The sequence below is a fragment of the Streptomyces sp. NBC_01433 genome (genome assembly GCF_026340105.1).
Classification (GTDB): domain Bacteria; phylum Actinomycetota; class Actinomycetes; order Streptomycetales; family Streptomycetaceae; genus Streptomyces.
Map to the genome: position 1 here is coordinate 1,439,914 of NZ_JAPEPM010000002.1, position 20,131 is coordinate 1,460,044.

Here is a 20,131-nt window from a genome sequence, read left to right on the forward strand (position 1 = left end):
TCGACGCCGCGTCCCCTCCCCGAAACACGGCCGCGGCAGAGTCACCCGCATCGCGCACGCATCGCGTGCCGGCCCACGACCGGATCGTGGCCGAGGCCGGGGGGATTCGCTCCCGGAGCCCGGTGGGAGTGCGGGGGCGGTGACTGCACTCCGTCAGCCATTGAAGGTGACCTCCGGAACGGAGCACTGCCGCTGTGAACGCACACCCTTCCCCGCTCACTCCCCCGCCCTCATCCCCATCCCCGTCCTCGCCCCCGTCCTACGGACTCAGCGAACTCGACAGGGAAAGCCGGATGGGCGGCCGGGGCACCGAGGTGTCCGACCGGGAGATCCGGCGTATCGATCTCTCCGACTTCGACCGGCGCAGGGCCGACATCACCCAGGAACTGTGGGAGGCGGCGACCGACGTCGGCTTCTTCCAGATCTACCACCACGGCATCGAACAGAGTGACATCGACCGGGCATTCGCCGCCGCGCAGGCGTTCTTCGCCCTTCCCGAAGAGGTCAAGGCCACGTACCCGTTGCGGAAGGGAACGAATTCCGGCCGGGAGAGCCGGAGTCAGGTACGCCCTTCGATCGGCACTCCGGACACCAAGGAGTCGTACCAGGTCACCCGCCCGCTCATGACGGGGCTCTGGCCCGACAACAGTGAGATCGCGGGATTCCGGACGACCGTCCTGGAATTCGAGGCGCGGTGCCGGCAGGTCGCCATGCGGGTGCTGTCCTGCTTCTCCGACCGGCTGGGATTCGCCACGGACTTCTTCGACGCCGCTCACGACCCGTCGGCGGATTCGTATCGCAGCACTCTGCGCATGCTGCACTATTTCGCGATCCCGACCCATGCACGTGGCTCCATGGACACCTGGCGCGCCGGTGCGCACACCGATTTCGACTGCCTCACCCTGCTGTTCCAGCAGGAAGGGCAGGGCGGCCTCCAGGTCTGCCCGGGGAAGGAGGCGGAGGCCGGGGAATGGACGCCGATCGTGCCGTCCGCGGATTCCATCACCTGCAACATCGGCGACATGCTGATGCGCTGGAGCGATGACCGGCTGCCGTCGAATTTCCACCGGGTGCGGAATCCGGGCCCGGACGAATACCAGGGCGCCCGTTACAGCCTGGCGTTCTTCGCCCAGGCGAACCACGACGTGGTGATCGAGAGCCCCGGCTCCAGCTATCCGCCGATCACCGCCGGTGAATATCTGCGGCAGCGGATCAGCGCCAACTTCGCGGGCCCGCGCACCGGCTGAACATCGCGCGGGTCCAGGGCTCGCCTCAACCGTCGGTGCCCGGGAAGGGCTCGTCCGCCCGCGCCGCCCCGGTGAAACCCTCCGAACGCAACGGCACCTGCGGCCCCGAGAGTTCGCTCAGCCAACGGCTCAGTACCCGGTGCACGGCCTCGGCGCCCACCAGGCCGCCCCCGGACGGCGGGGGCGTGCCCCGGGCGGCCTCGGCGGCGACGATGTCGAGCGGGTCCGTCATGGCGCGCGGCCACAGCAGGAAGGGGCGCGACTGCTCACCGCCCAGCCCGCCGTGCGAGCCGATCTGCTCCTCGAAGGCGTGGACGAAGCCGGTGTCGGGGTCGTACATCGAATTGACCATCACATCCGCGACGTGCGGGAAGGTGTCGGTGCGCCGTACGGCGGCCGCCGCACCCGCGCCGAAGACGGCCAGCGGCCCCGCGCCGTCGGCCAGCTCCCGCACCGGGACCTCGGCCCCGCCCGGACCCAGCACCACGGAGCCGTGTTCCTCGCTGCGTACGAGGAGGAAACCGATCCCCGGATGGTTGGCGAGCGTGCTGAGCAGCGCGGGGTGGCGGCGGTCGAGCTGTTCGCGCGAGGCGCGGCCCTCGATGTCCGGGAAGGACAGCAGCCCCAGGTTGCCGGAGGCGAGCACGATCGGGTCGGAGGACTTGGCCCGGTGTTCGGCCTCCTTCTCCTCCACCGGGCGGTGCAGCGCGATCCGTACCGCGTCGCGCGCCTCCGAAGCACTGCGGGTGCGCTGCGCCCTGCGCGGTACGGGCAGCCCGCAGCCCGCGCGTACCAGGTCCTTGAGGGTCAGCCCGTACGTTCCGGCGAATGTCTCCCCCGGGCTCTGGCCGTGGTCGGAGAGCAGCACGATCCGGTAGGTCCGAGGGGTGTGCTCGGCGACCTTGGCGATGAGGGCGAGGGAGCGGTCGAGCCGTACGAGGACCTTCTCCGCGTCGCGGCTGTGCGGCCCGGAGTGATGGGCGACCTCGTCGTAGGCGACGAGGTCGGCGTAGACGGCGGTGCGTCCGGCGAACATGTCGCCGATGACGGCGGAGACCACCACATCGCGTTCGACGACGGTCGCGAACGCCCGGATGAAGGGGTAGAGCCCGCCGCGCTTGATCCTGGGCGTGTCCTTGCGCACCCGGGACCTGGTCGACTGGCCGATCTCGCGGCAGACCTCGGCGACGAAGGACAGTGCGGTACGGACGGCGTTGGCGGGGTCGGAGAAGTACGCGAAATACCCGGCGCGGGACCGCCGTCCCTTGCCGCGCCGGGCGGCCATCGAGAGCACGAGGGCGAGCTGGTCGGCGCCGCCGCTGAAGAGGTTGCCACGGCTCGCGCCGTCGACGGTGAGCAGTCCGCCGTCGCGGGTGCGCCTGATGGCCCGGCGCTGCATTTCGAGGGCGCTCGCCGGTCTGCTGGAGACCATGACGGTGCCGGTCTCCTTCTCGTACCAGCGGAAGGCGGGCACGTCGTGGTTGCTGCCGTGCAGGATGGCGAGCTGGCTGGCACCGGTCTGGCTGGACCAGTCGGTGCGCCAGGGGGTGAGCCGGTGGCCGGACTCGTCCGCGATCCAGCCCGCCACGGTCGGCATCAGTCCGTCGGCCGCCGCCCCGGTCAGGACGTCATGGCCGACGCCGTCGAGCTGGAGGAAGACGGTGCCGGGCGGTCCGCCGCGACCGCCGTCAGCGGTACCGGCCGTGCCGCTGCGGCGGCGGCGCCGGTCGGCGAGCCGGGAGAGCCTGCGCCGGTAGGCGTCGTCGTCCCGGACCGCTAGGGCGGTGGAGGTCGCGGAGGCGACGGCGGACATGACGGCGGCGACGACCACCGCCGTCTCCGGGTCGGCCGCGCCGCGCCCGTCCGGGATGAGCCGCAGGGCGATCAGCAGCAGGGAGCCGTTGAGGAAGAAGACCAGCAGCCCGAGGACGAGGGCGGGCACGATGAGCAGCGCCCGGACGAGGACGGGCCAGACCAGCGCGGAGAGCAGGCCGAACGCGCCCGCGCCCCAGGCGGCGGTGAACGCGGTCTTGGTGATGCTGTCGCCGTCGTCGGACTGGAGCTGGAAGTCGGGCAGGATCCCGGCGAGCGCCAGCATCGTCAGGGTGGACACCGCCCACACCGCGATCACGCGCATCAGGGCTCTGCCAGCCGTACGCCATCGCCCGTCACCCACGCCGTTCCACCTCACGTCCGGGCCCGGCCGTCGTGGGCCCGGACCCAGCCTTTCACAGCGGTGCCCACGGGCGACGGCGCCGACGGGGACGGCGGTGACGGGGGCGGCGGTGACGGGGGCGGCGGCCGGGCTGATCAGCGGTTGTCCTGACCGGGCGGGCCCCCGGCGTGATCAACGGCCGGATCAGCAGCCGGATCAACAGCCGTCGTAACCGGCGGTGGGCATGGAGAGCCTTCGGTGGACGCTGGCCTTCGACCGTGCGGTGTACTGCGGTTCGTCCAGACCGGCGAGCTCCAGTCGTACGCCGCGCCGCTCGCACTCCGCGGTGAATTCGGGGACCGAGGTGAGCGCGCGGGCGAGCACCCGGCCGTTGGGCGCCACGAACAGGTCGACCTGGCCGTCCTCGACGTCGTTCCACAGGGCGTAGTGGTCGGGGCGCAGCCCGTAGACGCGGAGCTGCCGGGTGATGACGTAGCCCCGGCCCGCCGCCCAGCGGGCGCACATGGCCTGCTGGCCGCGGGTGTCGACGAGGAACGGATCGCCGTCGAGCTCTTCGAGCGGCGTGAGACTGGCGATGGCCGCCACCCGTACGTCTCCCATGGACGGTCCCCCCGCACTAGGAATTCTGCGCCCGACCCTACCCCGTCGGTAGCCGTCCGTAACCGGTCGCACCTGTGCGGAAGGGACCGGCAAGGCGTGCACCGGCGTGCCGACGGCGCGCGGCGCTTAGGCTCGTACCCGGGGACGGGATTCACAGGGGGACGAGCGAGGAGGCGGGGCGTGCCGGTGGAGGTCACCTGGTGGGGTCATGCCACCTGCACGGTCGAGGACTCCGGCGTCCGGCTGCTGACCGATCCGCTGTTCGTACGGCGCTTCGCGCATCTGCGCCGCCGCCGGGGCGAGGTTCCGCCGCCCCGTGCGGCGGTGGCCGATGTGGTCCTGATCTCGCACCTGCACTCCGACCATCTGCATCTTCCGTCGCTGGCGCGGCTGGCTCCCGGCAGCCGGCTGATCGTGCCGAGCGGAGCGGTGGCCGCCGTGGCGGGGCTGCGGATGCTGCGACGGACGCGCGAGCTCCGGATCAGCGAGGTGGCGCCGGGCGACGTGGTGCGGGTCGGCGAGGTACGGGTACGGGCGGTCCCCGCGCTGCACGACGGGCGGCGGCTGCCGGTCGGTCCGCGTCGGGTCCCCGCGCTCGGCTATGTGGTCGAGGGGGAGGCACGGACGTACTTCGCCGGGGACACCGGTCTGTTCGACGGGATGGCCGAAGCGGTGGGTCCGGTGGACGTGGCGCTGCTGCCGGTGGGCGGCTGGGGGCCGAACCTCGGGCACAGCCATCTGGACCCGGCCCGTGCCGCCGAGGCGCTGACCCGGCTGGAGCCCAGTTCGGCGGTGCCCGTGCACTACGGCACGTACTGGCCGATCGGGATGGACGGTGTGCGGCCGCACGAGTTCCACTCACCGGGCGACGAGTTCGTCCGGCAGGCGGCGCTGTTGGCCCCGGAGGTGGCGGTGCACCTGCTGGGGCACGGCGAGCGGGTTCGGCCGGAGGCCGGCCGGTGATCCACGCGATCCAGGGAGCGGTGCGGGAGCTGCCGACGGAGGCGACGCAGCAGGCGGTCGGCTATCCGTCGTTGTTCCTTCTGGTGGCCCTGGGGTCGCTGGTTCCGGTGGTGCCGACGGGTGCGCTGGTGAGTTCGGCGGCGGTGGTGGCGTTCCATCAGACGGCACCCTTCGCGTTGCTCGTGGTGTTCGTCGTGGCGTCGGCCGCCGCGTTCCTCGGGGACATCTGCCTGTACTGGCTGGGGAAGCGCGGGGTCCGCTCCAAGAACGGTTCGAAGTGGCTCAGGGCGATCAGCGACCGGGCCGCTCCGGAGCGGCTGGCCCAGGCTCAGCAAAAGCTCCAGGAGCACGGGGCGATGGTGCTGGTGTTGTCCCGGCTGGTGCCGGCCGGGCGGATTCCGGTGATGCTGGCCTGTCTGCTCGGCCGGATGCCGCTGCGTCGGTTCGCGCGGGGTGATGTACCGGCGTGCCTGGCGTGGGCGGCGACGTATCAGCTGATCGGCATTCTGGGCGGTTCGCTCTTCCCCGAGCCGTGGCAGGGGGTGGTCGCGGCGGTCGGTCTGACGCTGCTGATCAGCGCGGCTCCGGCGGTGTGGCGCAGGTTGCGGACGAGGCTCGGCCACTGACGCCGTCGAGTACGCGCGAGGCGCCGATGGGCAGGTCCCAGAGCTGTTCGCGCGGGTGACCGGCCCGCCGCCAGGCGGTTCGGAGCCGGGTGAGCGGTTCGAGCACCGGCTCGGCGGAGAGCAGGAACGTCGCCCAGTGCATCGGTGCCATGGCGCGGGCCCCGAGGTCCTCGTACGCCTGTACGGCCTCCTCGGGGTCGGTGTGCACATCGGCGAGCCACCAGCGTGGTTCGTACGCTCCGATCGGCAGCATGGCCAGATCGAGACCGGGGTGGCGGCGGCCGATCTCCTTGAACCAGTGGCCGTATCCGGTGTCCCCGGCGAAGTAGATCCGCTGCCCGGTGCCCTGCCGGTCGCCGAGCACCCAGCCGCCCCAGAGGGACCGGCAGGTGTCGATGAGCGTGCGTTTGGACCAGTGGTGGGACGGGACGAAGTCGAAGCGGACACCGTCGAGCTCCGCCGACTCCCACCAGTCGAGCTCGGTGACGCGGGTGAAGCGGCGGCGCCGGAACCAGCGGCCGAGACCCGCGGGGACGAACAACGGGGTTTCCCTCGGCAGCCGGCGCAGGGTGGGGGCGTCGAGGTGGTCGTAGTGGTTGTGGCTGATCACGACCGCGTCCACGGGCGGCAGATCCTCCCAGCGGACGCCCGCCGGCGTGATCCTGGCCGGGGTGCCGAGAATGCGCCGGGACCAGACGGGGTCGGTCAGGACCGTGAGCCCGCCGATGCGGACGATCCAGCTCGCGTGTCCGGCCCAGGTGACGGCGACCGTGCCGGTGGCGGGAACGGGCAGGGGCGCGGGGGCGTACGGCAGCCGGTGGATGCCGCGCAGGCCCTCGGCGTTGGGCCGCAAGGAGCGCTCGCGGGCCAGTCGAGTCATGCCCCTGACACCCGGAAGGGGCGCGGTGAGGCGGTCCGCGAACGTACGGGGCCAGGTTCTGACCTCGCCGGGAGGACGCGCCGCCGTGTCCTCGCCGGGGTGGCCCGGGGCCGTGGTCCGGGCCACCTCGCCCGCCCCGGTGGGAGCGCGCTCGCTCTGTTCCGTCATCGAGAGGCTCCTGTCGGCAGAGTTTCGTCTCGGTTCGCCGGTCGTCGTCTCAGCCCGTCGGTCATCTCAGCTCGTCGAAGGCCGCTGCGAAAATACTCAGCGCCGCCGCCACGTGCGGCAATTTCAAGGGCTCCACAGCGGTGAGGGACTCCCACTGCTGCCCGGGGGTCGACCCGAGCAGCGGCCCGGTGCCCAGCCGCACCCGCAGCGCGCCCGGTTCGTCCCCGAACCGGTGTCCGCCGGGGGCCGGGGCACCGAGACGGGCCGTCAGGTACTCCTCCAGCTCCATGGAGTCCGTGACGCCCCGGGAGACCAGCCGGGAGCGGAGTGGGCCGAGGTCGGCGTAGAGATGGCGGCCCGCCTGCGGGGGTCTGGCCAGCGCGCCGGAGCTGAGCACCGCGCGGTGCGCGGCGGAGGCGACCTGGGCCTGGAGCTCCGCGGCCTGCCGGATCCTGGCCGTGACGGACTCCGGCTCCCGCAGCGCGTGGGCGGCGGCCCGCGCGACGGGCCCGGCGACCAGGGCTCCCGACGCGGTGAGGACGTCGAGCGTACGGGCGTGGCGCACGGCGGCCCGCTCGGTGTCCGGGAATCGGGCGATCGCCACCGGCCAGGCGGCCGGGGTCAGCGCACCGGCCAGGTCGCTCAGCACCGTGACATCGTCCGGGCACATCTCGGCGGGGCTCAGCAGGACCGTGTCGTGGGGGCGGTGCAGGGTGTCGCGCCAGGTCTCGTCGCTGATGATGTGCAGCCCCTCGGCGACCGCGGCCTCGCACGCCTCGCGGACCAGTTCGGGCGGGGCGACGGTGGCGGTCGGGTCGTCCGCCACGGAGATCAGCAGCAGCCGGGGCCGGCCGCCCTCGGCCCGCACCCGGCGCACGGTCTCCAGCAGGGCGTACGGATCGGGTACGCCACCGCATTCGGCCGGGGTCGGCACATGGTAGGCGGGCCGGCCGAGCAGCCGGGCCTGCGGCGTCCAGGTGGCGGGGCAGGGACGCGGCATGAGGACGTCGCCGCCGTGTGCGGCGATCAGCGCGAGGAGCAGGGGCTGGGCGCCGGGTGCGGCCGCGACGTGCCGCGGGCCGCCCCGCAGCCCGCGCCGCGCCCAGTAGGAGACGGCCGCCTCGCGCAGGGCGGTTCCGCCGCCGGGTGGTTCGGGAAGGGCACGGGAGGCCGCGGCGGCCAGGACATCCGCCAGCTCGGGCAGTACGGGCAGGCCGGGGTCGGGGGCGGGCGGACCGTACCGGACGGGGCCACGGTCCCCACGCGGATGAGGCGGAAGGGATCCGTCCTGCCCGCTTCGTCGCGCCTGCCCGCTTCGTTCGTCCTGCCCGTCCTGCCCTCTTCGTCCGTCCTGCCCGTACTGCTCGCCGGTCCGCTCGCTCCGGTCGCCCTGTCCGGTGTCCTCGGTCCGGTGCATCCCGGGCCCTCCTCCGCCTCCGCCGGCCGTCCCCGTCCGTCCTCGCCTCGTGCCCACGCCGCTCTCAGGGCCTTTATACGGAGGTTTGGGGCGGGGCGCCCGCCCAATTGTGCGAGCGGGGGACGGCGGCACGCGGGATGCGCGCGCTCTCGGTCAGCCCGCGAACGGAGTGCCCGGCAGGCCGAGCCCCGCGTCCGGCAGCACCAGCAGCGATCCGGCGAGCGGGTGCGGGGCACCTCCGCCCGTACGGGCGGAGGTGATGTAGAGATCGCGCAGATCCCTGCCGCCGAACGCACACGCCGTCGGGCGTCGGACCGGCAGCCCGATGATCCGCTCCAGCCTGCCGTCGGGGGCGTAGCGGCGCAGTGCCGAGCCGTTCCAGAGGGCGACCCAGACGCAGCCCTCGGCGTCGACGGTCAGTCCGTCGGGGGCGCCCGCACCGGGTTCGATCGTCGCGAACGGGCGGCGGTCGCGCACCCGCTCGCCGTCCACGTCGAAGACGTCGATACGGAGTGTGGGGGTGTCGATGTAGTACATGAGCCGGCCGTCCGGACTCCACCCGGTGCCGTTGCTGCACGCCACCGCGCCCACCGTGTCCGTCACCGTGCCGTCGGGCGCGACGCGGTAGAGGCCACCGCCGATCTCGGCCTCGTTGTCGCGCATGGTGCCCGCCCACAGCGCCCCGTCCGGCGCCACGGCGGCATCGTTGCCCCGCCGTCCCGCGACCGGGTCGTGCAACAGCCATGAGAAGGCGCCTTCCGCGTCGTAGCGGCCGATGCCTTCGCGCAGGTTGACGACCAGTCCGCCACCGGCCCGCGGCTTCGCCGCTCCGACCTGCTGCCCGGTGGCCATGACGGTGCGGCGGCCGGATTCCGGATCGTAGGTGTGGATGCGGGAGGAGAGGATGTCGACCCAGATCAGGCGCCCGGTGGCCGGGTCCCAGGTGGGCCCCTCGCCGAGCTGCGCCTGTTCGCGCACGGCCACTTCCGGTACGACGTTCATGACTGCTCCAGGTGGTGTCCGGGCCGCACCGTGATCGCCCCTGCTACACGCGTTCGACGCCCCGGTCATCGTACGGATCCCTGACCGGGCCCCCGCTCTCCGGGGCCCGCCGTTCCCGGGTGTGTGGCCATCGTCTCGGCGCGCCTGCCGGTTCATCGGGGCCGGGCCGGGTATTCGCTGACCCATGTCTACCGCGAGCACCGAACCCTCCATCCCCTTCTCGGCCTCCTATTCCGTCTCCCTCCCCGTCCCCGCCCGGCTGCGCGGCCTGCTGCACAGCCGCGACCTCGCCCTGTTCCGCGGCGTCGCCGGCCGACGCTGGCCGGGCGCCGATCAGGTGCTGCCGAGGTTGAGCCGCACCGCCGATCACGGGCTGCTCTGGTTCGGCGCCGCGGCCGGTATGGCGGCGCTGGGCAGCAGCGCGCGGGCACGCCGGGCGGCCTTGCGCGGCGTCGCGTCGCTGGCCGTCGCCTCGGCCGCGATCAACACCGTCGGCAAGCGGGCGGTGCGCCGGGAGCGGCCGATACTGGATCTGGTTCCGGTGGTGCGGCAGCTCAAGCGGCAGCCGTTCACCACGTCCTTCCCCTCCGGGCACGCGGCGTCCGCTGCCGCCTTCGCCACGGGTGTCGCCCTGGAGTCGAAGGGCTGGGGCGCGGTCGTCGCCCCGGTCGCGGTGGCGGTGGCCGCCTCCCGCGTCTACACGGGGGTGCACTATCCGGGCGATGTGCTGGCCGGTGCGGCGCTCGGCATAGGGGCGGCGTTCGCGTTGCGCGGAGTCGTACCGACGCGGGGTCAGCTGCCCGCGCCGGGCCGTCCTCCGGCGACGGCTCCCGCGCTGCCCGCCGGAAAGGACCTGGTTGTCGTGGTGAACCAGGAGTCCGGCACGGCCACCGCGACCGCCTCGCTGGTGCGCGAGGCGCTGCCGCTGGCCGAGGTCGTGGAGTGCGCGCCCGACGAGCTGTCCGGGGCGCTGGCCGAGGCGGCGGACCGGGGCCGGGCGCTGGGGATCTGCGGGGGTGACGGCACGGTGAATCTGGCGGCGTCCGTCGCGGCGACGCACGGGATGCCGCTCGCCGTCTTTCCCGGTGGAACCCTCAATCACTTCGCGTACGACCTGGGCATCGAGACGGTGCACGACACGGCTGCCGCCCTCACCTCGGGGGACGCGGTCCGGGTGGACCTGGGCCGGTTCCGGCCCGGCCCCGAGGGGCCCGGCGGGGCGGACGGCTACTTTCTCAACGCGTTCAGCCTGGGGGTCTATCCGGAGCTCGTACGGACCCGGGAGCACTGGGCGCCCCGCATCGGCGGCTGGCCCGCCGGGGTCCTGGCGGCCTTCGAAGTACTGCGCGGCCGGCGCCCGCTGGAGGCCGAACTACAGGGCAAACGACGGCCGTTGTGGCTCCTGTTCGTGGGCAACGGGCTCTTCCAGCGGGTGGGGCCCGCACCCGGGCGGCGGCACAACCTGGCGGATGGCCTGCTGGACATCAGGGCGGTCCACGGCGGCCGGACTCCGGGCCTGCGACTGCTGGCGGCGGCGGTGGCCGGTCCGCTGACCCGCTCCCCCGTCCATGCGGCGGTACGTCGGCGCCGGGTGCGGATCGCCGGCCTGACACCGGGGACCCCGTATGCGTACGACGGTGAAGTGGCCCACTCGGAAACGGAGTTGACGATCGACAAACTGACGGAAGCGCTCACCGTCTACTGCCCCATGCCCGTGTGACAGAGACCGGCCTGCCCACATCGTAAGACGCGTATCTCATTATGCGACATCGCGGCGTACCGTGGCCGCACCGCTTGCGAGAGAACACGTCGAGAGAGGACCCACGGCCATGCCGAAGGAGACCGCCGTCTACACGCACGGCCACCACGAGTCGGTGCTGCGCTCGCACCGTTGGCGGACCGCCGCCAACTCGGCGGCCTACCTGATCGGCGAACTCCGCCCCGGCCTCGCGGTACTGGATGTCGGCTGCGGCCCCGGCACCATCACGGCCGACCTGGCCGCGCTGGTCGCGCCCGGCCCGGTGACCGCGGTCGACACCGGCCGCGACATCCTCGACCAGGCCGCCGCGGTCGCCGCCGAGCGCGGCCTGGACAACGTCACGTTCGCCACCGCCGATGTCCACGCACTGGACTTCCCGGACGACTCCTTCGACGTCGTCCACGCCCATCAGGTGCTCCAGCACGTGGGCGATCCGGTGCGGGCGCTGCGCGAGATGCGGCGCGTCTGCCGGCCGGGCGGCCTCGTCGCCGTGCGCGACAGCGACTACGCGGCGATGACCTGGTATCCGGAAGTGCCGGGCCTGGACGAGTGGCAGGAGCTGTACGGGCGGGTGGCCCGCGCCAACGGGGGCGAGCCCGACGCGGGCCGACGGCTGGTCTCCTGGGCCCGGCGGGCCGGCTTCACCGACCTCACCCCGACGGCTGCCGCCTGGTGCTTCGCCACGCCGGAGTCCCGCGACTGGTGGAGCGCGCTGTGGGCCGACCGTACGACCGGATCGGTGTACGCGAAGCTGGCGGTGGAGGGCGGCCACGCGGACACGGAGCGACTGACGGCCGTCGCGGCGGCCTGGCGTGCCTGGGGCGCCGAGGACGACGGCTGGTTCATGGTCCCGCACGGTGAACTGCTGTGCCGCGCCTGACGTCCGGCGGCGGCCCCATCGGGTGAGGGCCACGGCGGTTACGCCCAGCCAGTCGGCCACCCGCCCGTCGTCCGGAAGCGATCACATGCCCAGGGGTCGCCAACTACCCTCGTACGCATGGAAATCATCGGAACCACGCTGCGCATCTGCGTCGACGACCTGGAGGCCTCGGTGGCCTTCTACGAGAGCCTCACGAGCATCCCGGCGCTGCGCTTCGAGCGCGGCGGGGTCTCGGTCGCCGCGATCGGCTGCTTTCTGCTGATGAGCGGTCCGGAGTCGGAGCTTGAGGTGCTGCGCAAGGTGAGTGCGACGATCGCGGTCAAGGACGTCGACGCGGCCCACGCGGCGCTGACCCGGGTCGGCGCCCACATCGTGGCGGGCCCGGTGCCGACCCCGGCCGGCCGCAACCTCATCGCGCTGCACCCGGACGGCTCGGTCTTCGAGTACGTCGACCGCAACGCACCCGCCTGACCCGGCCGCCCGGGGGCGCGTCCTCAGCGCTTCGGGCGCATCCGGTAGTTGTACGCGTCCGGCAACGGCTCCTCGCTGACAGCGGCCCAGAGGTCGCCCAGGATCTCGGCGCCCTCGCGCAGGTCGGCGACCTCGAACCCGGCGTCGAAGAGCGCCCGCGCCGCCGCGGTCTCCCCTTCGGCGACCAGGACGCGGGCGTCGAGGAGCCGGAACCGGCCGCGTTCACGGACGGCCGGGTCCAGGGCCGCCAGGACGGTGCGCGCCGCCGTCGGCCGCCCGGCGGCGAGCTGGGCCTCGATCGCCTCGCGGGCGAGGGCCGCGGTGGCGGCGGACCAGCACTCCTCGTCGGCGCGTTCCCCGCAGAGGTCGTCGAACGCCTCGGTGTAGAGATCGGCGGCGCGGGACACCTGGCCGCTGTCCTGGGCGGCGACGGCCAGACAGCGCAGCAGCGGCCAGCGGGACGGCGCGAGGGCGAGGCCGCGCTCCCAGCTGCGGACGGCCTGGGCGCGGTCGTCGGCGTGCCACTGGGCGATCCCGAGGTGGTATTCGGTGAGCGGGTCGGCGGGCGCGGTCTCCAGCATGTCGCGCCAGTGCGGCGAGACCAGCGTGGGTCCGGGCGGGCCGGCCCGGCGCGGCCGGGGCACGGCGCCCTGGTGCAGCAACTCCAGCCAGGGTTCCTGCTGTTCACCGAGCGTGGACTCGGCGAAGGGAGTGCCGGGAAGTGTGAGACCGGCCCGCTTCACCTCCAGGGCGCCCCAGCCGGATCCGGTGGCGAGCACCTCCACCGGCTCGGCGTCGGCGAACGGCCGCCAGGCCGCGTACGCCTCCTCGACGTCGGTGCGCGACAGGACCGCGGCGAGCCGCTGTTCGGTCTCGGCGCGGGCGGCGGTCCAGTCCGCGCCGTGCACGGTGGCGGGGTCCGCGGAGAGTGGACCGTACGACTCCAGCCAGCTGAACTCGGCGCCCGGTTCGAGGGGGACGTGCTCCAGCTGGGTGCGGGCGAGCCCGGCCTGGATCTCGGCATAGCCCCCGGTGCCCGGCTCGGTCAGCCACTGCTGCCAACGGCGTCCGCCCGCACCACTGCCCCAGAGGAAGAGCTTGCGGCCGCGCAGCAGATCGGTGGAGGTCTGGACGAGTCCGTGACCGTCCTCGTCCAGGGCGGCGATCCAGCGGCGGGCGCCGTCGGGCACCTCGTAGAAGTAGTCGGCCGGGTAGGTGCTGCGCAGCGGGTACGTCACGTCGGTGCCGCCGGTCTCCGGGACGGCGACCCGGTCCAGGGTCCGCTCGTACCCGAAGTGCCAGGCTTCCTCGGCGGGGGCCAGTACGCGGGTGCCCTCGCTCTCTGGGACGGCGATGTTGGACCACCAGTAGACGGGCGCGGGATGCTCGTGCGGATTGCGTATCCGTACGCCGACGTGCAGGAAGTCGGAGTCGTCGGGCAGCCACAGATCCACCTGGAAGGGCAGGTCGCGCAGCCGCTCCCACTCCCAGAGCCGGACCATCCGGCCGCCGTCCGGGGCGGGGACCAGGGCGGCGTGGACGGGTGCGCAGGAGAGGGTGGAGTGGCCGGTGGCGCCGATGTTCCATTCGATGCCGCCGGAGAACCAGGCACCGTTGAGCGCGAAGTCGGCGGGCTGGAGGACGGGGTTGCGGTAGACCAGCTCGCGGCCGGTCGACTTGTGGTGCAGGGAGTGGACGCGGCCGCCGAGACCGGGCAGCACGGTCGCGCGCAGCCGGTCGTTCTCGATGACGATCGCGTCCAGCTCGGTGGGGGTGCGCTCACGTCCGTATCCATCCAGGACGCGTACCGGCAGGACGGTGCGCAGCGGCTCGTGGCCGAGCTGACGCGCCATGTCCCGGGGCAGGTCGGCCCGCTCGCGCTCGTCGACGGCATGCGGCTCGTCGAGCGTCCGCAGGGCGGGCAGCGGGTTCTCCGGTCCCCGTGGTGCTGCGGGCAGAGTCAGTACGGCACGTCGTACGGTCGTGGCCAAGGCAACCTCGCTCCCTCGCACGGGCCGCCACAGGTCCGGGCGCCCCCGATGACCATGGAACACGTTGGATGCCGCCCCGACCAGGGGCGAAGCCGTGCGACTTCGGCAAAGAGCCCGCCGATCGCCCCCTCCGGACCGCCGGGCGCCCGCCTTCCGCCCTCCCCCGTCTGCCCTCCGCTCTCCGCCCTCCGCCCTCCGCCCTCCGTTGAATATTCCCGGTGCCCTGCGGCACTGCCGCCGTAGCCTTGCCTCTCGGCTGTTTCGAGCGGAGGGCGGCAACACGATGGGCACGCAGCACACGTACCGGGTGATCGTGCGGGGTACCTGGGAGAGGCTGACGGACGGGGACCGGGCCCGGCTGCTGTCGGAGGTGGAGGAGCACGGTCTGACGGCGATGCGGTTCACCGAGGAGGGCACGCTGGCCTACGACGCCGTGCTCAAGCACTTCAGTTTCCGCTATGTAGTGGTGTCCGACGCGGCGGACGGCGAGGAGATGGCGGCGGCCATCGCCGAGGACCGGGCGGAGAGCGCGCTGAAGGAGCGGGGGTACCCGCACGGCGACCTGCGCTCCACTGTGACGGACATGGACACGATGAAGGTCAACCACAAGGGGCGGCGCGGCTCAGGCGCGGCGTGACGCCGGGCCGAACGCTGCCGCAGGGGCTCTGGGCAGGGAATCCTTGCCTTCAGCTCTGTCGGGGCTTACCGGTCCGCGCACCGGATCGTCCGGCGAACGTCCCTCCCGACAGAGCTGAAAGTCACTGGAGAACTCAAGGGACGGCCCTCAGGACTCGTGGCATCCCACAGTGTCCGGCTGATTGATGGGGTAGCGGAGGAGTACGTCGTCGGCGACGAAGAGCCCCTGACTGAGGGTCATCGCGCTCGGCACGAGATCGGCGACCGTCTCCTCGGCGAGGTCGGGGAGCGACCTGACCTGGTCGGGCGTCAGGTGCCCTTCGGCGAGCAGGTCTCCGCTGTGGCCGCTGACCTGACGGAGAGCGAACAGACGGTGCAGAGATCGCAGGATCTCTTGAGCGTCCGGGTCATGAGTCTGCTCGGCGGCTGCCAGCAGGGCTTCGGCGGCCTGTCGGTGGGCATGGGCGTCGACCAGCTTGAGGGCGGGAGTGACGGCCACGTTCCAGCGGTTGAGCGGATTGCCGGGCTCGGCACCGCGCAGGCGGGTTCGCGCCCGCTGATGCCAGATGCGCTCGATGTCCTCCAGGAGCTCCTGGAGGAAGGCCGGATCGGTGAGTTCGCGGTCGCCGGGCGGAGTAGCGCTGGTCTCGTTCGGAGTGAAGTGGCCGAGGAGCATCTCGCCGGCCGCCTTGACCCAGATGACCAGGTTGTCCCCCTCCGCCGTGATGGTGCCCTCATTGGCCGCCAGTTGGCCGGCGATTCCGTTGGCCAGGAGAAGTCCCTGTGCACCGCAGCGCTCGCGGCACTCGGTCATGACAGCGCGCGCCTGCCACGTTATCCAGCCCTTGGCTATGGCGATGAATCGCTCAGCGTCCTCGCGTCGGTCCTCCGTTCCCTCCGCCCACCGTCGCAGGGCCGTGCGGTGCAGCAGGGTCGCGGCGTAGGTCGTGGCGATGGCGTCGAGGAGCGGGGCGTGGTGGCTGCGATGGGCGAACAGGGGGACGGTCCTGCGCGGGGTCACGCTCGCGGTGTGCCTGGTGTGAGCGTGACGCATGGCCACGGCCAGGGCCTGGCGGGCGGTTCCCAGGCTGTAGGCACTCATGCAGAGTTTTCCGGTGGTGACGCGGCCTATGGAGCGCAGGAATCGCATGCGGGGGCTGCCGATGGAGCTGCTGAACACACCCTCCGCCGTGAGCCGCCCGTGATCGCCCTGGAGGAGTGCGTCGTGCGGCAGGCGGACGTGGGTGAACGAGGTGACGCAGTGGTCCACGGGGCTGCTGGCGGTCTGCGGCAGCCTGCGTATCTCCACTCCCGGCAACGGGCACCCGGTGTCGTCGCTGAGCGGCGTGAGGAACAGGAAGACACCCCGGTCCGTGCCGTCCGTGATCAGCCGGGCCGCGACGACCCCGGTCTTGGGGCCTCCGGTCGAGCTGGTGTTCGGCATGAATTTGCGTGCGCCGGGTGTCGGCGTATGCAGGACGAATTCGCCGGCCGTCGCGTCGTACACAGCTGTCGTCTCCAGCTGCGAGGCGCTGTTGCCGTGTCCGACCTCGGTGCACAGAAAAGTTCCCGTGCGAGCCATTCCGATGTATTCGCGCAGGTCCCGCTCCTGCCCGGGTCCGAGATCAAGGAGGCTGCCGAGGAACAGGTTGTAGTGGATACTCGCCACGGTCGCCATTCCGGGGTCGGCGGGTCCGGCCCACTCATGGAACGCGCTGAGACGCTCCACGTCGGTCACGAGCTCCTCGGGACTGTCCATGGCGGCGTTGACAGCGCGTAACCGTTGATAGGACAGAGTGGCGCGCTCATGGGGCGTCAGCCCCTCCCGGTAGCCGAACCGCTCGGCGCGGAAGAGATCACGCCAAGGCTCGTGCACCTTCTCCAGCCGGTCGCCGAAAAGAGCCCGCACAAGCGCTTCACCTGCGGAAGTGCCCCGGTCATATGAGTTCTGAGTATTCACGCTTCGGCACGCTAGCCCATACGGTCAGTCACGACAGCGTGATGATCAACACGATTAAAATCCGAAAACCCCGTGGTGACGGCCCGGCCGCCCGTTGACGGGGCGGGAAGGTGCCGGGGCGAGGACACCCGCCCACGCCCCGGCCTTCCGGCCCCGGACTACTCACGCGATCATGAAGTCCCGGAGCCGAAGCGCGCGTTCGACGATCCTGACGTCCCCGATCCAGCCGTGCATCAGCTGGTCGAGCTTCCCGCCGTACTCGTAGCCGCCGAGCAGCCACGGCAGTCCGGCCGTGGCCAGCCCGATGGTGCGGGTGGCGGGGTTGCGTGCCACGACGCAGCCGTCGACGTACATCGTCGTGTGCGCGCCGTCGTTGACGAGGGCCACGTGATACCACCGGTCGCGTGTCAGCTCGTGGCTCCAGTTGGTGACGGACCCGGGCTGGTTGAGCGGCGCGGCCGCCCACTGGAGTCCGGGTCCGTCCGACAGGGACAGGGTGGCCACGGGCTCCTCCGGGTCGCCGGAGGTCTTGCCCGCCGCGCGGAGAGTGCCCCGCCGGCCGAGGACGCCGCCCCAGGCGTGGTGTCCGGCGTCCCAGTCGGCGGGCACGCGCAGGAATGCCTCGACGGTGTAACCGGACCTGAATGTCAGGGTGTTGAGCGGCGCGTTGTTCACGGTACGCAAGTAGGCGCCCCGCAGCGGTGGCTTCCCGCCGTCGAAGTACAGGCTGCCGTGGCCCGGCTGGTCCGGGTGGTGCGCGGTCGACCAGCGCAGCGCGTCGGGCCCGCTGCCGGGGACGTCCTGGCGCACCAGGTCGTTGCGGTGGCCGGAGAGGTCGGGGACGCGCAGGGCGGCGTCGGCGGCCGAGCCGTCCCGGCGCCCGCCGTCGAAGCGCCAGTACGCGACCGTGCCGCGCACCAGCATGCGCGCGGCCGGGCGGGGGCCGCGTACGGGGACGGGAGCAAAGCCCGCAAACCGCTGTGCGAAGTCGACGGGGACGGAGAACCGGTCCTGGGGGCCGGTCAGTTCGATCTCTCCGCGCTCCAGATCGTTCAGCTGTTCGCCCGCGCGGCCCAGGACCCAGGGGGAGATCGTCTCCACGTCGATGGTGTTCCTGGCCAGGTCGAAGCGGTAGAGGCGGATCATCGCGCTGCCGCCGTAGTAGCGGTTCTGGTAGTTGGTGATGTGCAGGTGCACATCATTGCCTGCGGCGTTCTTGCGGGTGGTCCGTCCGGCGGGCCAGTAGTGCCCGTTGAGGGTGAGGAAGATCTGGTCGTGGTCGGCTATCAGCTCGTCCCACAGATGTCTGCCGTGGTCGGAGAACTCCGCCTCGTCGCCGTCCGCGTCGGCGTACACGAGCTCGTGCGTGGTGAGGATGACCGGCGTGTGCGGGTGCCGGGCGATGACGTCGCGCGCCCAGGCCAGGCCCGCCGCCGACGGCCGCCAGTCGAGTGCCAGCACCAGCCACTCGCGGCCGGCGGCGCGGAACAGGTGGTACGTGTTGTAGCCGTCCGGGGTCGCCCCGCCGAACGTCGGCAGGCGCCGCATGCGCCGCGGGCCGAAGGTGTCCAGATACGGGGTGCGGCCGCGCTGGTCGTCGGTGGAGGATTTGATGTCGTGGTTGCCCGCGACGACGCTGTAGCCGACCCGCCGCCGGTCGAGCAGCCCGAACGCCTCGCCGATCGCGCCGAATTCACTCGCCTGACCGCTTTCGGTCAGGTCGCCCAGATGGGACAGGAAGACGATGTTCTCGTCGCGCCCGTTGTCGAGCACATAGCGCAGCGATGCCTCGACCGGCGCCTTGTGGATGCTGGCCCCGTCGAAGAGGTACTGGGTGTCCGGCATGACCACGACGGTGAAGCGCGGATGGTCGGGGTCCGGGCGCCGGGCCGCGTCCGCCGCGGTGGCGGGCTGCTGCGGAACGGCGGCGGCGGATCCGGCCGCCAGCAGGCCGGTGGCGGCGGTCGCGGCACCGGTGAGCGCGGTGGCACGCAGGAAGGTGCGGCGGCCGGTGGCGGGCAGGAGCGGACCGTCGGGCCGGTGGGTCGGGCTGCACATGGTTCTCTCCGTGGCGGATCGGGCGTCGGGGGGGGCGACTGAAAGCTAGCCACAGGAAGCGGGGAGGAACCGGGCTGTAACGGCGACAGATGGGCGAAGAGTGCATGAAGAGGAGACGTGTGTGCGGGGCGCCCCACCGGATCACGGCGGGCATGCACCTGCCGCGCGGCCAGAAAGGCTGACCTGGGTGAACGGGGCCGAGGTTGCCCGAGCTGCGGCCCGACCCGCCGCCGTACGGGAGTTCACCGAGGACGGCGACGGGGCAGTGGCGGCAGGTGCACCGTGTCCGCAGTGGAAGAGGGGCGGCACCTCACCGGGCCGTGATCGCCCACCGTTCGTGGTCGCGCCAGGCGCCGTCGACGAAGAGGAAGTCCGGTGAGAGGCCCTCCAGCCGGAACCCGGCCTGCCGGACCAGGGCGATGGAGGGCGCGTTGGCGGGCTGGATGTTGGCCTCCAGGCGGTGCAGGCCGAGCGGTCCGAAGGCGTGGGCGATGACGAGGCCCAGTGCCTCGGTCATCAGTCCGCGCCCGGCCGCGTGCGCGAAGGCCCCGTAACCCAGGGCACCGCAGCAGAAACCGCCGAGGACGATGTTGTTGATGTTGATGAATCCGGCGATGCCGCCGCCCGCGGCGCGTTCACAGACGAGGAACCCCTGCCGGGACGGATCGGCGTGGAGGTGACCGGCGTAGTCCGCGTAGGCGTCGGGGTCCTCCGGCGGGAAGAGCCACGGGTGGTGGAGGGCGCGGCTCTCCCTCGCGCGGGCGGTGAACTCCTCGGCGTCCGCGCGTGTGAAGCGCCGCAGCGCCGTCCTGGGGCCTTCGGCCAGGTACGCGGCGAGCGGGAGGTGACCGGTCGGCTCGGACATCCGCTCAGCGTACGACGTGCCGCGCCGCCGGTCCGCCTGCGTACGAATGGGCGCGTCCGCGTGCGTGCGACGGGGCGCGCCGTCGCGCCGTGCGCGGTGGCCGGTCGCCGCTCGGCGCGTCCCCGCGTCGCATGCCGCTACTTCGTGCGCCGGCGGAACACATAGCCGCCACAGAGCAGCCCGGCCGCGAACACGCCCAGCAGGGCGAGCCAGAGCGGCATCGAGACCTCGGGGACGATCAGCCGGATGGTGACGTCGTCGGTGTTCACGCAGATGAAGACGAGCACGAGCACGGCCACGACGGCGACGGTGACGCGTGCCGGGGTGAACAGCCCCGAGCTCCCCTTGCCGCCGCTCGATACGTCCTTGGGGCTCATGGTCAGGCCCTTTCGCTGGCTCCTCGTGTCCGGCCCGGCGCCGTACCGCCCTACG

Annotated in this window: 17 protein-coding genes; 7 read left to right on the forward strand and 10 right to left on the reverse strand. The window is 72.4% G+C overall.

Going from position 1 to position 20,131, the window contains the following annotated elements; all coding sequences use genetic code 11:
• Nucleotides 1-194 precede the first annotated feature (194 nt).
• Nucleotides 195-1,247, forward strand: coding sequence for an isopenicillin N synthase family oxygenase (locus OG413_RS33885; protein ID WP_266812254.1), 1,053 nt, complete (start codon nucleotides 195-197; stop codon nucleotides 1,245-1,247).
• Nucleotides 1,248-1,272: 25 nt separating this feature from the next.
• Here the strand turns inward: OG413_RS33885 and OG413_RS33890 are convergent, their stop codons facing one another.
• Both OG413_RS33890 and OG413_RS33895 read right to left on the reverse strand, forming a co-directional pair.
• Nucleotides 1,273-3,423, reverse strand: a complete 2,151-nt coding sequence (locus OG413_RS33890; RefSeq protein WP_266812256.1) for a phage holin family protein — start codon at nucleotides 3,421-3,423, stop codon at nucleotides 1,273-1,275.
• 195 nt (nucleotides 3,424-3,618) lie between these two features.
• Nucleotides 3,619-4,023, reverse strand: coding sequence for a hypothetical protein (locus OG413_RS33895; protein WP_266812258.1), 405 nt, complete (start codon nucleotides 4,021-4,023; stop codon nucleotides 3,619-3,621).
• Between the two features lie 186 nt (nucleotides 4,024-4,209).
• On the opposite strand from OG413_RS33895, the gene OG413_RS33900 reads away from it, so the two are divergent.
• Entirely contained in the window at nucleotides 4,210-4,986 is a 777-nt protein-coding gene (locus tag OG413_RS33900) for an MBL fold metallo-hydrolase (protein WP_266813248.1), read from the forward strand.
• Nucleotides 4,983-5,612, forward strand: coding sequence for a DedA family protein (locus OG413_RS33905; RefSeq protein ID WP_266812259.1), 630 nt, complete (start codon nucleotides 4,983-4,985; stop codon nucleotides 5,610-5,612). The genes OG413_RS33900 and OG413_RS33905 overlap by 4 nt, the downstream gene beginning before the upstream one ends.
• Here OG413_RS33905 and OG413_RS33910 read toward each other — a convergent pair.
• The 3 genes from OG413_RS33910 to OG413_RS33920 form a co-directional block, all read right to left on the reverse strand.
• Nucleotides 5,560-6,660: an MBL fold metallo-hydrolase gene (locus OG413_RS33910; protein WP_266812260.1), complete on the reverse strand. Its 1,101-nt coding sequence runs from the start codon at nucleotides 6,658-6,660 to the stop codon at nucleotides 5,560-5,562. The two genes, OG413_RS33905 and OG413_RS33910, sit on opposite strands and share 53 nt — an antisense overlap.
• Before the next feature lie 61 nt (nucleotides 6,661-6,721).
• Nucleotides 6,722-8,077 (reverse strand): pyridoxal phosphate-dependent aminotransferase, encoded by a 1,356-nt coding sequence (locus tag OG413_RS33915; protein WP_266812261.1) that lies wholly within the window; start codon nucleotides 8,075-8,077, stop codon nucleotides 6,722-6,724.
• Between the two features lie 153 nt (nucleotides 8,078-8,230).
• Nucleotides 8,231-9,079 carry an SMP-30/gluconolactonase/LRE family protein gene (locus OG413_RS33920; protein WP_266812262.1) on the reverse strand — a complete coding sequence of 283 codons (849 nt, stop codon included), beginning with the start codon at nucleotides 9,077-9,079 and terminating at the stop codon, nucleotides 8,231-8,233.
• 259 nt (nucleotides 9,080-9,338) lie between these two features.
• On the opposite strand from OG413_RS33920, the gene OG413_RS33925 reads away from it, so the two are divergent.
• From OG413_RS33925 to OG413_RS33935, 3 genes are all read left to right on the forward strand, one after another.
• A complete protein-coding gene (locus OG413_RS33925) occupies nucleotides 9,339-10,799 on the forward strand; it encodes a bifunctional phosphatase PAP2/diacylglycerol kinase family protein (protein ID WP_266813250.1) in 1,461 nt (486 codons plus the stop codon).
• Nucleotides 10,800-10,908: 109 nt separating this feature from the next.
• The gene (locus OG413_RS33930; protein WP_266812264.1) at nucleotides 10,909-11,718 is read left to right on the forward strand and encodes a class I SAM-dependent methyltransferase; all 810 of its coding nucleotides are present in this window, start codon (nucleotides 10,909-10,911) and stop codon (nucleotides 11,716-11,718) included.
• Nucleotides 11,719-11,835: 117 nt separating this feature from the next.
• Nucleotides 11,836-12,189: a VOC family protein gene (locus OG413_RS33935; protein ID WP_266812265.1), complete on the forward strand. Its 354-nt coding sequence runs from the start codon at nucleotides 11,836-11,838 to the stop codon at nucleotides 12,187-12,189.
• Nucleotides 12,190-12,212: 23 nt separating this feature from the next.
• On the opposite strand, the gene OG413_RS33940 is transcribed toward OG413_RS33935, so the two are convergent.
• Nucleotides 12,213-14,180 carry a DUF5107 domain-containing protein gene (locus tag OG413_RS33940; protein ID WP_266812266.1) on the reverse strand — a complete coding sequence of 656 codons (1,968 nt, stop codon included), beginning with the start codon at nucleotides 14,178-14,180 and terminating at the stop codon, nucleotides 12,213-12,215.
• 283 nt (nucleotides 14,181-14,463) lie between these two features.
• On the opposite strand from OG413_RS33940, the gene OG413_RS33945 reads away from it, so the two are divergent.
• Entirely contained in the window at nucleotides 14,464-14,817 is a 354-nt protein-coding gene (locus OG413_RS33945; protein ID WP_266812268.1) for a DUF6204 family protein, read from the forward strand.
• A gap of 147 nt (nucleotides 14,818-14,964) precedes the next feature.
• Here the strand turns inward: OG413_RS33945 and OG413_RS33950 are convergent, their stop codons facing one another.
• The 4 genes from OG413_RS33950 to OG413_RS33965 form a co-directional block, all read right to left on the reverse strand.
• Nucleotides 14,965-16,725: an acyl-CoA dehydrogenase gene (locus OG413_RS33950; protein WP_266812270.1), complete on the reverse strand. Its 1,761-nt coding sequence runs from the start codon at nucleotides 16,723-16,725 to the stop codon at nucleotides 14,965-14,967.
• A 213-nt stretch (nucleotides 16,726-16,938) separates the two neighbouring features.
• Complete coding sequence (locus OG413_RS33955; protein WP_266812271.1) at nucleotides 16,939-18,834, reverse strand: LamG-like jellyroll fold domain-containing protein; 1,896 nt, start codon at nucleotides 18,832-18,834, stop codon at nucleotides 16,939-16,941.
• 310 nt (nucleotides 18,835-19,144) lie between these two features.
• On the reverse strand, nucleotides 19,145-19,699 hold the full coding sequence (locus tag OG413_RS33960) for a GNAT family N-acetyltransferase (protein WP_266812273.1): 555 nt from the start codon (nucleotides 19,697-19,699) through the stop codon (nucleotides 19,145-19,147).
• 137 nt (nucleotides 19,700-19,836) lie between these two features.
• Nucleotides 19,837-20,076, reverse strand: a complete 240-nt coding sequence (locus OG413_RS33965; protein WP_266812275.1) for a LapA family protein — start codon at nucleotides 20,074-20,076, stop codon at nucleotides 19,837-19,839.
• Nucleotides 20,077-20,131 lie beyond the last annotated feature (55 nt).